A 13,741-nucleotide genomic window follows, 5' to 3' on the forward strand; every position below is an offset into this window, starting at 1 on the left:
GGCGTTTTTCGTTTGTGCGGGTACCGTTTGGAGAAAATGTCGCTTTCGCGCAGAAGAGCGGCACGCTAGCACTTGGACAGTCCTTCCCTCCGCGCCAGCGATCCCCATGCCCGCTCCCCACCAGACCACCGATCCGCGCCTCTATGACTGGTTGCTCTTCTTGCTGGCACCCCTGTTCTTTTCTTCGAACCTGATCTTCGGCCGGGGGATATCGGGCGAAGTCGGGCCGTTCACGACGGCGCTGCTCCGATGGGTCGGCGCCGCAATCCTGATGTCGCCCTTCATCTGGCACGAACGACAGGCCTGCCTTGCCTTCGTCCGGCGACACACCGCGCTCTGGCTAACGCTTGGCATTCTCGGCATGGGCATTTGCGGTGGCGTGGTCTACTGGGCGCTGACGCTGACCACGGCCTCGAACGCGACGCTGATCTACACCACCTCGTCGCTCTTCATAATCCTGTTCCAGTGGCTGTTTCAGAAGCGCGCCATCACCGGCCGCGAGCTTCTCGGCATGATCATCGCCTTCGGCGGTGTCGTTGCGATCGTGCTGAAGGGCCACCCCGAAGCACTTCTCGAACTCACCTTCAACATCGGTGATCTCGCCATTCTCGTGGCCGCCATCGCCTTTGCCGCCTATTCCCTCTTGCTGCGGCGCCCCTCCGTGCGCGCGATGCCGCCGCTGCCTTTGTTCGCCTTGCTGGCTCTGTCGGGTGCGATTGTTCTGATCCCGCCGGGCCTGATCGAAATGGCCTCGGGCGGCCCCCTGCCCGACACCTGGATGGAATTCGCCAAGCTCGCCGGGATCATCCTCTTTGCATCGCTTGCGGCATTCTACTGCTTCCAGCATGCCGTCCAGGTCTTCGGGCCCGGGATCGCCGGAATGACCCTCTACCTCATGCCGCCGATGTCGATCCTGATGGCCGTCGTCTTCCTCGGCGAACGTTTCGAGCACTATCACGCGATCGGCATCGTCCTGGTCACCGGCGGCCTCATCCTGGCAACCGCACCGGGCCGAAAAACGGCCTAGGTCTGGCCGTTGGCCACACTGTCACACACCATCCCTTGATTTTGCCGGGCTTTCTTCCCAAATATGACAGGGAAAGGAAGTCAAACCATGAAACAACGAAGCGCTAAATTTGGTATCGGAGACGTCGTACGGCACAAGTTCTTTCCGTTCCGCGGCGTGATCTTCGATGTTGATCCGGAGTTTGCCAATTCCGAGGAATGGTGGAACGCGATCCCCGCCGAGGTCCGGCCCCACAAGGACCAGCCCTTCTACCATCTGCTCGCGGAGAATTCCGAAACGGAATACGTCGCTTACGTGTCCGAGCAGAATCTCGAGCGTGATCAGAGCCAGGAGCCTCTGCGCAATCCGCAGATCCAGCAGATCTTCGAACCGCAGCAGACGGGCCGCTACAAGCCGAAGATGAACTTCGCGCACTGACCGGAAGCCTAAGCCTCATACGAAAAAGCCCGCGTCTGATGACGCGGGCTTCATCTATCTAGAGCTGATCGCGGGGGATCAGTTGCCCTGCTTGGCCGCGTTCTGGGCGTCGGTGATCGCCTTGTTACGCTCTTCCTGCTTCTTCTGCATGGCTTCCTGCAGCATGCGCTGGCGCTCTTCGGCCTGCGACTGCGACATCGCTTCGCCATCGAAGGCGCCGGTGAAGCCGGTCAGCGGGATCTTGATCGGGTTCGGCGCGCGGCGGAAGTTGATCGATGTGAAGACGACCTCGTTGCCCTTCTTCAGGCTCGCGATGATCGCGTCCGTCAGCGGGATTTCGGCGGTGCAGCGGTCCGGCAGGCAGACGGCATAGTCGAGCTTGGTGCCCTTGGCGCCATCGATCTGCATCATCACGCCCGGCGGAATGAGACGGGCCGAGGGAACCGTGACCTGCAGCAGCTTGCGGTTGACCTTGCCTTCGACCGTGATCAGGCCGACCGCGGTGATCAGCTGACCGTTTGCGGCGACGAGCTGGTTCTGGACGACGCAGACGTCGGACTCTTCCTGCTTGGCGCAGGTCTTGAACCACTTCGCCTCGGAAGGCGCGGCAGCTTCCTGTGCCTGGGCGACGACCGGCATGGCGGTTGCCGCGAAGGACAGTGCGATTGCAGACACAGCCGTCCGCGTTGCGTTGCTAAGTTTGAACATCATACGTATTCCGTCTCCTGAAAACCCCTGTCGCGCGGACTTTTTTGCCGCGTCATTCACCGGTCTTGTCAGCCCCCACCTGTGGTTCAAATGAGGCAAATACATGACCCTGCGATCTGGCTCACCTGTTACATCGCGGCGGCCAGAATATCCAGCGTTTCTTTGACGCCGGATCGACTCACATCTCCTCATTCTCACCCGCTTGTGTTGGTTTTATGGTGAGTGTGCTAGCGTCCCGGCACATTCGAGATTCTAATTGGAGGAGGATCGTCGCCTTGCGCCGTCTCTTGTTTACTCTGCTTCTGCTGCCCCTCGCCTCTGTCGCTGCGGCAGAACCCATGCACGGCATTGCCATGCATGGGGAGCCTGCCCTCTCCGCCGATTACACGCATTTTCCCTATGTGAATACGGAGATCAAAAAGGGTGGCAAGGTCAATTACGGCGTCGTCGGCACCTATGATGCGCTGAACCCCTTTGTCCTCAAGGGCATGCGCACGACGGCGCGCGGCGTATGGGATCCGGAATTCGGCAATCTGCTTTACGAACCGCTGATGACCCGGTCTGCCGACGAGCCCTTTACGCTCTATGGCCTGCTGGCTGAAACCGTCGAATGGGATGCCGATCGGACCTATGTGCAGTTCAATCTCAACCCCAAAGCGCGCTGGCATGACGGCAAGCCTGTTACTCCCGAAGATGTGATCTTCACCTTCGAACTCTTGCGCGACAAGGGACGCCCGCCCTTCAACGGCCGGCTCAATGCAGTCGCCAGCATGGAGAAGGTCGGCGAGCACGGCATCAAGTTTACCTTCAACGAGAAGGCAAACCGCGAGACACCGCTGATCTTCGCCAACTCGACCCCGATCCTGCCGAAACACGCGATCGATCCCGAAACCTTCGATCAGGGCGGGCTTAACATCCCGATCGGTTCGGGCCCCTACAGGATCAAGGAGCTGAAGCCCGGCGAGAAGGTCACTTGGGCACTCGACCCCGACTACTGGGGCAAGGACATTCCTTCAAAGGTCGGCGTCGACAACTACGACGAAATCAGCGTCACCTATTTCCTCCAGGAGGCAACGCTTTTCGAAGCCTTCAAGAAAGGCGAGATCGACATCTATCCGGATGGCGATTCGAACCATTGGCAACGAGCCTACAATTTCCCGGCCGCGCAGAATGGCGATGTCGTGAAGGAAGCCTTCAAGCCTGGGCTCCCCTCCGGCATGCTGGGATTCGTCTTCAACACCCGCCGCCCGATCTTTGCGGACGTCAAAGTCCGCGAGGCAATCAGCACCGCCTTCGACTTCGAAGCAATGAACAAGACCCTCTTCGGCAATGCCTTCACTCGCACGCAAAGCTACTGGCAGAATTCGGCACTCGGCGCCTACGGCAATGCCGCCGACGAGAGAGAACTGGCACTGCTCGGGCCGGCCAGGGAGAAACTATCGCCGGAGATCCTCGCTGGCACCTACAGCCAATCGGCCACGGACGGATCCGGCGGTGATCGCAAGGCGCTCGGCACGGCCGTCAGGCTGTTCCAGGAAGCGGGCTACAAGATCCAGGGCGGCAAGATGATCGATGCCGCTGGCAAGCCGCTCGCCTTCGAAGTAATGACCCAGAACGAAGGTCAGGAGAAGATGGCCATCGCGTTTCAGCGGACGCTGAAAATGATCGGCATCGACATGGCGATCCGCACCGTCGATGACGCGCAGTATCAGGCGCGCTCCAACAGCTTCGACTATGACATGATCATCAAGGCTTACACCTCGTCGCTCTCGCCCGGCGCCGAGCAGGTCAATCGTTGGGCATCCGAAGCGAAAGATGCCCAGGGCAGCTTCAACTATGCGGGCGTGGCCGACCCCGACATCGACCGCATGATCGAGGCATTGCTGCAGGCCCGCGACCCGGCCGATTTCCAGGCAGCCGTGCGCGCTTATGACCGGCTCCTGGTTGCCGGACACTACCTCGTGCCTCTCTATCACATCGGCGAGCAATGGGTCGCCCGCTGGAAGCATATCGGACGGCCCGATGCAGCCCCGCTCTATGGCTACCAGCGCTCCACATGGTTCGACGCACGGGTGCAGTAACCCCCAAGCGTTTGACGCTGTGTTTCCGGGCCGGAGCTTGTCTCCGGCCTGCTTTGCTTTAAGGACGATCGACACGAATGCCAGAAAAGGATGACACCATGGACCGCATCACCATCGACCTCGTATCCGACGTGGTCTGCCCCTGGTGTTATCTCGGCAAGGCGCGGCTCGAACTCGCCATCGCCGAGGTGCAGGACGAAGTCAGCGTCGACATCAACTGGCGGCCCTACCAGCTCAACCCCGACTATCCGCCTGAGGGCGTCGACCAGCAGGTCGAACTGGCGAAGAAGCTCGGTGGCAAGGACAAGATGGATCAGGCGCATGCACATCTAAAGTCGCTGGGTGCCGAGGTCGGCATCGCCTTCGATTTCGAAGCGATCAAGGTCGGTCCGAACACGCTTGATGCCCACCGACTGATCCACTGGGCCGGCCAGGAAAGCCGGGAGACGCAGACCCGCGTGGTCGACCTCCTGTTCAAGGCGAATTTCGAACAGGGACGAAACATTGGCGACACCGCCGTACTGCTCGACATCGCGACCGAGGCCGGCCTCTCGCGCCCGGTGATCGAATCGTTGCTGTCAGGCGATGCCGACGTCGACCATGTGCTGTCCGAGGTCGAAGCCGCCAAGCAGATGGGCGTGAACGGCGTGCCCTTCTTCATCTTCGACCAGCAATATGCGGTCAGCGGTGCCCAGCCGCCGGCGGAACTTGCCAATGCCCTGCGCGAAATCGCCAAGGCGAAGGCCGAGGCGCTGCGCAATCTGAATTGACGGTTGTAACGAACACTCGTATCCCGGTGAGGTAACCTCCTCCCCGGGATCATCACCTTGTCCGCCGACACCACTTTCAAAGGCGTCATCTTCGCCTTCATCTGCTTTGCCGCCTATTCCTTCAGTGATGCTGCCGTGAAAATGGTGGAAGGCCGCGTGCCCGCCTTCGAAGCCGGCTTCATCGGCAGCCTCTTCGGCTTTCTGGCAATCCCCTTCCTGATGAAGCGCGGCGATCGCTATACAGATCTGGTGCGCAGCACGAACTGGCCGCTCTGGGGCTTGCGTTTCGTCTGTTCTGCCGTGGGCACGGTCGGCAGCATCATTGCCTTTACCCAGCTCTCCATGGCCGAGGCCTTCTGCCTGATCTTCCTTCTGCCGTCGTTCGCGACAATCATGTCGGTGATCTTCCTCAAGGAAGAAGTGGGCATGAAACGCTGGGCAGCCGTGCTGATCGGCTTCCTCGGCGTGCTGGTGGTCTTGAGACCGGGCTTTCGCGAGTTGGAAATCGGGCATCTCGCAGCACTGATTTCGGGCTTTGCCGGCGCCGTCACCATCATCATCTTCCGCGCCATGGGCCCGCAGGAGAAGAACATCTCGCTCTATGGCGCAGGCCTGCTCGGCAGCGTGATCATATGCGCGGCCTTCTCGCTACCCGACTTCCAGGCGCCCGACAGTTACGACCTGATGCTTCTTGCCGCCTTCGGACTGCTCGCCGCCGTCGGCAATATCTTCATGATGCTGGCGTCATTCTACGCCCCCGCCCCGATCGTCGGGCCGATCCAATACAGCCAGATGCTCTGGGCCATCCTGCTCGGTTATCTCGTCTTCGGCGACAAGGTCGACTGGCCGATGGGCATCGGCATCGTGCTGATCGTCGGGTCAGGGCTTCTGACACTGATCCGCGAGCGCAAGCGCGACACGCCGCTTCCGCCACCGGTGGCTGGCAAGACGGATGCGGCACTGGCGATCAAGCCGGAGGACAGCGAAGCTCGCCGCGCCGGTGATTGACCTCATTTTGCCCTGTCAGGCTGCCTTCACCTCTTGGATCGCACCTGCGTTCAGAAAGATGAAGCGATCGAACAGGGAGAGATCAAGCGGATTGGGCAGCCGGATATGGGCTTGCCCCGGCAATCCGTCCCGCTCCGCCTCGAAGCGTCGATCGACTTGCGAGATGAAGATCATTACGAGCCCGTTTGCCTTTGCATAGGAGCGCAACTGACCAACCTGATGCTCGAGGTCAGGGGTCTCCCGTCGTTCGTTCAGCATTTGAAGGTAATCGATCACCACCACAGTTCCTGACGGCAGACCGCCGAGCGAGGCGATAATGTAATCCGCATCAATACGCTCGGAATCATGAAGCTCGAAGAGACCGTTGAATTCCGACGGAGTTGCATCGAGCCGATGCATCCGCTCAACGACTTCGCGTTCGGTATAGGCAAGGGTAAAAAACAGGCCGTGCTGACCATTGCGCATGGCATCGATTAGTATCTGCAGGGTGAGAAGTGTCTTCCCCTGCCCCGGGCGTGCACCCACGAGGATCAACTCGCCTGGCTCGAAGTCGCGATAATCGACACGGTTTGTTGCATCGAGCGTGCGCCGGCTTGTGAGCAGGCTCCAGCACGAGAAACCCTCTTCGCGCGCGACTTCATTCAGCGCCGCAGCGAGTGGCATGCCTTCGCGCCGGCTCAGCAGACGTGCCTTCCGTTTCAGATAGAATATGGGTGTAGATTTCGTCATCGCGGTACCTCTGATGACGGGCAGAAATCGCAATCCCTCCTTATGCCGCGCCCGAATCTTCGGATCGGATGTTCGTATTAGCCCAACATGGAAAATGCTTTCCCGAGTGGAGGGGGGAGGCACGGGCCGTGCACCCAACGAAACTAGACCGATTCGCTGGCGAACAGGAAGAGCCGACGGATCAGCCCTTCGCCAACTCCGCCAGCTGCGTCATCACTACTGCAGCCCCCGCCAGCCGCTTCTCCGGCGTCGGCAGGTCGCGCGTCAGGAACACCGAGTGATCGGGCCTGATCTTCGCCATGGTGCCCTGCTTGGCGATATAGCCGACCAGCGCTGCCGGATTGGGGAACTGTTTGCCGCGGAACTGAACGACAACACCCTTGGGGCCGGCTTCCAGCTTTTCGACATTGGCCACGCGGCAGAGCGCCTTGATGTACACCACCTTGAGCAGGTGCTGGACCTCAATCGGCAGCGGGCCGAAGCGGTCGATCAGTTCGGCGCCGAAGCCGTCGATTTCCCGGAGATCGTCGAGTTCGCCGAGGCGGCGATAGAGCGCCATGCGGAGATGCAGATCCGGTACATAGTTTTCCGGGATCATGACCGAGGTACCGACCTGGATCTGCGGCGACCAGCCGGTATCGACCACTTCATCGACACCCTTCACTTCGGCGACGGCCTCTTCCAGCATCTGCTGGTAGAGCTCGAAGCCGACTTCCTTGATATGGCCGGACTGTTCCTCGCCGAGCAGATTGCCGGCACCACGGATATCCAGATCGTGGCTGGCGAGCTGGAAGCCGGCGCCAAGCGTATCGAGCGACTGCAGAACCTTGAGACGCCGTTCGGCACCCGCCGTCAGCACCTTGTTGACCGGCAACGTCAGAAGCGCAAAGGCACGGACCTTCGAGCGACCGACACGGCCCCGGATCTGGTAGAGCTGCGCCAGACCGAACATGTCGGCACGGTGGACGATAAGCGTATTGGCGGTGGGGACATCAAGGCCGGATTCGACGATGGTGGTTGAGAGGAGCACGTCATAGCGACCTTCATAGAAGGCGTTCATGATGTCTTCGAGCTCGCCGGCTGCCATCTGGCCGTGGGCGATCGCCACCTTCAGTTCCGGCACGTTCTCGTCGAGGAAGCTTTTCACATCTGCAAGGTCGGCAAGACGCGGGCATACATAGAAACTCTGCCCGCCACGATAATGCTCGCGCATCAGGGTCTCGCGAATGACGAGCGGATCGAAGGGCGAAATGAAGGTGCGGACCGCCATGCGGTCGACCGGCGGCGTGGTGATCAGCGAGAGTTCGCGCACACCGGTCATGGCCAGCTGCAGGGTGCGCGGAATGGGCGTCGCCGACAGCGTCAGCACGTGCACGTCCGACTTGAGCTCCTTCAGGCGTTCCTTGTGCTTGACGCCGAAATGTTGCTCCTCGTCGATGATGAGAAGCCCGAGATTGGCGAAATTGACGCCTGACCCAAGCAGCGCATGGGTGCCGACGACGATGTCGGTCTTGCCTTCGGCGACTTCCTTCTTGACGAGGTTCAGCTCCTTGGTGCCGACAAGGCGCGAGGCCTGCTGGACACGGATCGGCAGCCCCCTAAAGCGTTCCGAGAATGTCTTGAAATGCTGGCGCGCCAGCAGCGTGGTCGGCACGACGACCGCAACCTGGATGCCGTTCATCGCGGCGATGAAGGCAGCACGCAGCGCCACTTCCGTCTTGCCGAAACCGACGTCGCCGCAGACGAGGCGGTCCATCGGGCGGCCGGCGCCGAGGTCGGAGCGGACAGATTCAATCGCGGTTTCCTGGTCTTCCGTCTCGTCATAGGGGAAACGGGCGGCGAATTCGTCGTAGAGGCCTTCCTGGGTGGTGAGCACCGGAGCCGTCCGCGTCATGCGCTCTGCAGCGATGCGGATCAGGGCTCCTGCCATGTCGAGCAGGCGCTTCTTGAGCTTGGCCTTGCGCATCTGCCAGGCGCCACCGCCCAGCTTGTCGAGCTGCACCTCGGTCGCCTCGCCGCCATAGCGGGAGAGCAGATCGATGTTTTCGACCGGCAGGAAGAGCTTGGCCTCATCTGCATATTGCAGTTCCAGGCAGGCATGCGGGGCGCCGGCGGCCTCGATGGTGCGCAAACCGACGAAGCGGCCGATGCCGTGTTCGGCATGAACGACGATCGAACCTTCGTCGATACCTGCAACTTCCGAGATGAAGTCGGCGGCCCGCTTGCGGCGCTTGGAACGGCGGACCATGCGGTCGCCGAGAATGTCCTGTTCTCCGATGATGACGAGATCGTTGGTCTCGAAGCCGCCTTCGAGGCTGAGCACGGCAGTTCCCGCCTCGCCCTTCTTCAACTTGTCGACGTCCTTCAGGGCCGCGACGGGCACCAATCGCTCCAGGCCGTGTTCGTTCAACACTTGCAGCAGTCGATCGAGCGAGCCTTCCGACCAGCCGGAGACGACGACCTTGGCACCAGCCGCACGCTTGTCGGCGATATAGGTGACCGCCTGACCGAAGACATTGGCGCGATTGCCTTCTTCGCTGGCTTCGTTGGCGCTCTTTGCCCAACGCGGCGTCGGCCGGGCATCCACCTCGATGACCACACGGCTTTCACCGCCGTGTTCGGCAAAGGGCGTGATGCGAATCGGATCGAAAGCGTCGAGCGCCTTGCCGAACTCACTGGCACCGAGATAGAGCCGCTCCGGGGGAACCGGCTTGTAGGGGGTGCCCTGGGCGAGATGGCCCTTGCCGGGCGTCGCCGAGTTGAGGCGCGCCTCGTAATAGTCCCGGATCAGCTTGGCGCGTTCTTCGGCTGCCTCACGCACGGTATGGTCGGTGACCATACGGAAGCCACGCAGATAATCGAATGTCGTCTCCAGCTTGTCGTAGAACATGGGCAACCAGTGCTCCATGCCGGCATAGCGGCGCCCCTCCGATACCGCCGCATAGAGCGCGTCGTCGCGGGTCGCGGCACCGAACAGCGAGAGGTAGTTCTTGCGGAACCGACTGATGCTCTCCGGCGTCAGCGTCACCTCGCTCATCGGATTGAGATCAAGCGAACGGACCTGTGCGATCGTCCGCTGGCTTGCCGGATCGAAGGAGCGGATGCTTTCGAGCGTATCGCCGAAGAAGTCGAGACGCACAGGCTCTTCCGCACCGGGCACGAAGACATCGAGAATGCCGCCGCGCACGGCGAATTCGCCGACCTCGCGCACGGTCGCGACCCGGTCGAAACCGTTGCGCTCCAGACGTGCGGCAATGTCATCCATGCGCACCTGGTTGCCGGGTTTCGCCGAAAAGCCGAGGCTGTCGATGACATCAGCCGGTGCCACCTTCTGCAGCATGGCATTGACCGTCACCAGCACGATTGCCGGATGCGGATTGAGATAGAGCGCAATCAGACCCGACAGTGCCGCCAACCGCCGGGCCGAAACATCAGCGGACGGCGAGACGCGGTCGTAGGGCAGACAGTCCCAGGCCGGGAGGCTCAAGACCGGGATGTCGGGAGCTGCGAAGCTCAGTGTCTGCCCGAGGTTCTGCAGCCGCTGTCCGTCGGACACCACATAGGCGACCGGTTTCCCTTCACGCGCCAACTCGGCCAGGATGAAGGCATCCATGCCGTCGGGTACGTGAGAAAGCGTCAGCGCGGATTGTGCGCCGACAATCCGCTTCACATCGATCAGGGGCATATCAGTTACTTTGCAGCGTATTCATCGCCCGTGACCGGTGAGAAATCCGGGCGCAGGGCGGCAATGCGTTCGAAGAGCGGTGTCTGAAGGTGGGCCGGCACAGGTTCGGCGCCCGTGATGTAACGGACGAGGTCATTGTCTTCCTCGACCATAATGCGCTCCAGCTCGTCGAGCTCCTCGTCTGAGAGCTCGCTGATATGGGCCTCGCAGAACTGCCCGAGCATCAAGTCCATTTCCCGGATACCGCGATGCCAGCAGCGGAACAGGATGCGCCGACGGCGCGGATCGAGGTCGGCACTGCTTTTCACCAGTCCAGTCATCTTTGCATCCTTTTAAATCTTGCGCTTCTATAGAGCAGCGTCCGGCAAATGTCAGCTTGCCAAAGGGGCAAATAACGAGGCATTTTGCCCTGATCATGCGTCCCCATCGTCTCGATCCCCTGTTTGCCTCCGTCGCCTCGCTCAGCGGAGTGGGCCCCAAGCTCGCCCAGCTTCTCGCCACACTGCTCGGGCGCGAGGATGCCGAAGATACGCGGGTCGTCGACCTGCACTTCCTCGCCCCACACCGTTTGATCGACCGGCGTCATCAACCGGGCATCGCCTATGCCCAACAGGGCTCGCTGGTAACGATCACCGGCCGCGTCGACCGACACCTGCCGCCGCCGCCGGGCAAGAACAACATGCCCTACCGCGTGATGCTGCATGACGAGACGGGGGAACTGGCGCTCACCTTCTTCCGGGTCAAGGGCAACTGGCTGGAAAAGGCGCTGCCGATTGACGAGATCGTCATGGTCTCCGGCAAGGTCGATTGGTTCAATGGCCGCGCCTCCATGGTCCATCCCGATTTGATGGTGAAGGCGAGCGAGGCGGAGAACCTGCCGCTGGTCGAGCCGGTCTATCCGCTGACGGCGGGGCTCGGCCCCAAGGTTCTGCGCAAGGCGGTCGAGGCTGCGGTCGAACGCATGCCGGATCTGCCTGAATGGGCCGATGCACCGCTTGTGACAAAACAAGGCTTCGCCAGCGTGCGCGAAAGTCTGATTGCGCTCCACAATCCGCGTGACGAAAAGGACATCGACCCGCAGGCGCCGGCCCGAAGACGACTGGCCTATGACGAATTCCTCGCCGGCCAGGTGTCGCTCGCCTTGGTGCGGCAGAAGCTGCGCCGGGTGCCCGGCACCCCCATCAAACCGACCGGCGAGATCAGTGACAAGATCCGCGCCACCCTGCCCTTCACGCCGACCAACAGCCAGCTGGCAGCGATCGATGACATCTTGAAGGACATGGCCTCCGACCAGCGCATGCTGCGGCTGGTCCAGGGCGATGTCGGCGCCGGCAAGACGCTGGTGGCCCTGTTTGCCATGGCAGCCGCCGTCGAAGCGGGTGGACAGGCGGTGCTGATGGCACCAACGGAAATCCTGGCGCGGCAGCACCATGCGACCCTTGCCAAGCTCGGCGCGCCGGCTGGCCTCCGGATCGAAGTGCTGACCGGCCGCACCAAGGGCAAGGAGCGAGAAGCCATCCTGGAGCGGATTGCCTCCGGCGAAGCACAGATCGTTATCGGAACCCATGCGCTCTTCCAGGATGCCGTTGTTTACAAGAACCTGACGCTCGCCGTAGTGGACGAGCAGCACCGCTTCGGCGTTCACCAGCGCCTGAGGCTGACCTCCAAGGGTATCTCGCCGCATATGCTGGTCATGACCGCGACGCCCATCCCCCGCACGCTGGTGCTCGCCGCCTTCGGCGACATGGACGTCTCCAAGCTCACGGAAAAGCCGGCAGGCCGCAAGCCGATCCAGACCGTGACCGTGCCGACCGAGCGCGTGCCCGATGTCATCGAGCGGCTCAGGGCTGCGATCGCGGAAGGCAAGAAGGCCTACTGGATCTGCCCGCTGGTCGAGGAAACGGAAGAAAGCGAGCTGATGTCGGCCGAGGAGCGGCAGTCGGTGCTCGCGCAGTTCATCAAGGCGCCGATCGGGTTGGTGCATGGGCGGATGCCTGGACCGGAAAAGGATGCTGCCATGCTTGCGTTCAAGAACGGTGAGACGCGGTTGCTGGTGGCCACCACCGTTGTCGAAGTCGGCGTCGACGTGCCGGACGCGACGATCATGGTCATCGAACATGCCGAACGCTTTGGCCTGGCCCAGCTACATCAGCTGCGCGGTCGTGTCGGCCGTGGCGACGAGGCCTCGAGCTGCATCCTTCTCTACAAGGGACCGCTCGGCGAAACCGGCAAGGCGCGGCTGTCGATCCTCAGGGATTCGGAGGATGGCTTCCTGATCGCCGAGGAGGACCTTAAGCTCCGAGGCGAAGGCGAGCTTTTGGGTACACGGCAGTCGGGCACGCCAGGCTTCAAGATAGCCAGCCTTGAACATCATGGCGACCTCCTGGAGATCGCCCGCAAGGATGCTGCCTATCTGCTGGAGCGGGACCCCGAACTCACGTCAGAACGCGGAGAGGCCGTCAGAACGCTGCTCTACCTGCATCGCCGCGACGAGGCGATCCGTTTCCTACATGCTGGGTAAGGGCTGCTGTGTTCAGGAACGGCCGGCGCGCTTGGGCGGCTCGACCGGATCGTCGACCGCGAGGTCCTGAAAGGCCGCCATGGCGTCTGCAACGCTCGGCTTATACTCTGGCGTGACCAGACCGGCCGAGATTAAGAGCTTGACCCCCTCTTCCGGGCTCATGTCGAGCAGCATCAGCTTGCTGCGTGGCACGAACATCAGAAAGCCGGCGGTTGGGACCGGGGTCGGCGCCAGGAACACGGCAACCATTTCCTCACCGTCCTGGTTGAGCCTGGCGGCGATCTCACCTTTGGCGTCTGTCGAAACGAAAACCAGCGCCCAGGTCCCTGCCCGCGGAAATTCGATCAGGCCGACCTTCTTGAAGGAATTGCCCTGCTCCTTCAGCACCGTCTCGAAGATCTGCTTCGTGCTCTTGTAGACGGTACGCACCAGCGGCATCCGGTTCAGGATATTTTCGCTGTAGGAGACGATCGAACGGCCGATCAGGTTTCGCCCGAGGAAGCCGACAAGCGTGATGAAGAGAATGGCGATGAGAAGCCCGGTGCCGGGAACGGCAAACTTCAGATAGGCTTCCGGGTTATAGCGATCCGGCAGATAAGGCTTCACCCAGCTGTCTGCCCAATGGATGAAGGTCCAGGTCAGATAGATGGTGATCGTCATCGGCGCGCAGATGATCAAGCCGGTCAGAAAGTTGTTCCTGAGCCGGGCGGCCATCGAAATCCTGTCAGAACCTTCGGTCATGCCCACCGTCATTGTGCAGTGCCGTAACGCTGCGGACAATGCCGGAGCGTTCTT

The 13,741-nt window shown here is 61.5% G+C and carries 11 protein-coding genes; 6 read left to right on the forward strand and 5 right to left on the reverse strand.

What is annotated here, in order from left to right; all coding sequences use genetic code 11:
- Positions 1 to 106 precede the first annotated feature (106 nt).
- Complete coding sequence (locus QWE_RS18605; protein WP_006727719.1) at positions 107 to 1,027, forward strand: DMT family transporter; 921 nt, start codon at positions 107 to 109, stop codon at positions 1,025 to 1,027.
- Positions 1,028 to 1,114: 87 nt separating this feature from the next.
- On the forward strand, positions 1,115 to 1,444 hold the full coding sequence (gene hspQ, locus QWE_RS18610) for a heat shock protein HspQ (protein WP_006727720.1): 330 nt from the start codon (positions 1,115 to 1,117) through the stop codon (positions 1,442 to 1,444).
- A gap of 78 nt (positions 1,445 to 1,522) precedes the next feature.
- On the opposite strand, the gene QWE_RS18615 is transcribed toward hspQ, so the two are convergent.
- Positions 1,523 to 2,155 carry an invasion associated locus B family protein gene (locus QWE_RS18615; RefSeq protein WP_006727721.1) on the reverse strand — a complete coding sequence of 211 codons (633 nt, stop codon included), beginning with the start codon at positions 2,153 to 2,155 and terminating at the stop codon, positions 1,523 to 1,525.
- Between the two features lie 212 nt (positions 2,156 to 2,367).
- Here QWE_RS18615 and QWE_RS18620 point away from each other — a divergent pair, with 212 nt between their 5' ends.
- The 3 genes from QWE_RS18620 (at position 2,368) to QWE_RS18630 (ending at position 6,011) form a co-directional block, all read left to right on the forward strand.
- On the forward strand, positions 2,368 to 4,233 hold the full coding sequence (locus QWE_RS18620) for an extracellular solute-binding protein (protein ID WP_083872959.1): 1,866 nt from the start codon (positions 2,368 to 2,370) through the stop codon (positions 4,231 to 4,233).
- 98 nt (positions 4,234 to 4,331) lie between these two features.
- The gene (locus QWE_RS18625) at positions 4,332 to 5,003 is read left to right on the forward strand and encodes a DsbA family oxidoreductase (protein ID WP_006727723.1); all 672 of its coding nucleotides are present in this window, start codon (positions 4,332 to 4,334) and stop codon (positions 5,001 to 5,003) included.
- Positions 5,004 to 5,060: 57 nt separating this feature from the next.
- Positions 5,061 to 6,011 carry a DMT family transporter gene (locus QWE_RS18630; RefSeq protein ID WP_006727724.1) on the forward strand — a complete coding sequence of 317 codons (951 nt, stop codon included), beginning with the start codon at positions 5,061 to 5,063 and terminating at the stop codon, positions 6,009 to 6,011.
- A gap of 15 nt (positions 6,012 to 6,026) precedes the next feature.
- Here QWE_RS18630 and QWE_RS18635 read toward each other — a convergent pair whose 3' ends face one another.
- The 3 genes from QWE_RS18635 to QWE_RS18645 all read right to left on the reverse strand — a co-directional run bounded on the left by QWE_RS18635 (position 6,027) and on the right by QWE_RS18645 (position 10,745).
- Positions 6,027 to 6,740, reverse strand: coding sequence for a DNA helicase (locus tag QWE_RS18635; RefSeq protein WP_040300636.1), 714 nt, complete (start codon positions 6,738 to 6,740; stop codon positions 6,027 to 6,029).
- A gap of 181 nt (positions 6,741 to 6,921) precedes the next feature.
- On the reverse strand, positions 6,922 to 10,425 hold the full coding sequence (gene mfd, locus QWE_RS18640; RefSeq protein ID WP_006727726.1) for a transcription-repair coupling factor: 3,504 nt from the start codon (positions 10,423 to 10,425) through the stop codon (positions 6,922 to 6,924).
- A gap of 5 nt (positions 10,426 to 10,430) precedes the next feature.
- Positions 10,431 to 10,745 carry an FAD assembly factor SdhE gene (locus QWE_RS18645; RefSeq protein ID WP_006727727.1) on the reverse strand — a complete coding sequence of 105 codons (315 nt, stop codon included), beginning with the start codon at positions 10,743 to 10,745 and terminating at the stop codon, positions 10,431 to 10,433.
- 95 nt (positions 10,746 to 10,840) lie between these two features.
- On the opposite strand from QWE_RS18645, the gene recG reads away from it, so the two are divergent.
- Positions 10,841 to 12,946 (forward strand): ATP-dependent DNA helicase RecG, encoded by a 2,106-nt coding sequence (recG, locus tag QWE_RS18650; RefSeq protein WP_006727728.1) that lies wholly within the window; start codon positions 10,841 to 10,843, stop codon positions 12,944 to 12,946.
- Positions 12,947 to 12,958: 12 nt separating this feature from the next.
- Here the strand turns inward: recG and QWE_RS18655 are convergent, their stop codons facing one another.
- Complete coding sequence (locus tag QWE_RS18655) at positions 12,959 to 13,687, reverse strand: DUF502 domain-containing protein (protein ID WP_040300623.1); 729 nt, start codon at positions 13,685 to 13,687, stop codon at positions 12,959 to 12,961.
- Positions 13,688 to 13,741 lie beyond the last annotated feature (54 nt).

The sequence above is a fragment of the Agrobacterium albertimagni AOL15 genome (assembly GCF_000300855.1).
GTDB classification, from domain to species: Bacteria; Pseudomonadota; Alphaproteobacteria; order Rhizobiales; family Rhizobiaceae; genus Allorhizobium; species Allorhizobium albertimagni.

What these genes read in the sequence shown, in the direction of transcription:
- QWE_RS18620 (WP_083872959.1), top strand. Translation starts at nt 2,368, where the DNA reads ATGGTGAGTGTGCTAGCGTCCCGGCACATTCGAGATTCTAATTGGAGG.
- hspQ (WP_006727720.1), top strand. Translation starts at nt 1,115, where the DNA reads ATGAAACAACGAAGCGCTAAATTTGGTATCGGAGACGTCGTACGGCAC.
- QWE_RS18635 (WP_040300636.1), bottom strand. Translation starts at nt 6,740, where the DNA reads ATGACGAAATCTACACCCATATTCTATCTGAAACGGAAGGCACGTCTG.
- QWE_RS18645 (WP_006727727.1), bottom strand. Translation starts at nt 10,745, where the DNA reads ATGACTGGACTGGTGAAAAGCAGTGCCGACCTCGATCCGCGCCGTCGG.
- recG (WP_006727728.1), top strand. Translation starts at nt 10,841, where the DNA reads ATGCGTCCCCATCGTCTCGATCCCCTGTTTGCCTCCGTCGCCTCGCTC.
- mfd (WP_006727726.1), bottom strand. Translation starts at nt 10,425, where the DNA reads ATGCCCCTGATCGATGTGAAGCGGATTGTCGGCGCACAATCCGCGCTG.
- QWE_RS18605 (WP_006727719.1), top strand. Translation starts at nt 107, where the DNA reads ATGCCCGCTCCCCACCAGACCACCGATCCGCGCCTCTATGACTGGTTG.
- QWE_RS18625 (WP_006727723.1), top strand. Translation starts at nt 4,332, where the DNA reads ATGGACCGCATCACCATCGACCTCGTATCCGACGTGGTCTGCCCCTGG.
- QWE_RS18655 (WP_040300623.1), bottom strand. Translation starts at nt 13,687, where the DNA reads ATGACCGAAGGTTCTGACAGGATTTCGATGGCCGCCCGGCTCAGGAAC.
- QWE_RS18615 (WP_006727721.1), bottom strand. Translation starts at nt 2,155, where the DNA reads ATGATGTTCAAACTTAGCAACGCAACGCGGACGGCTGTGTCTGCAATC.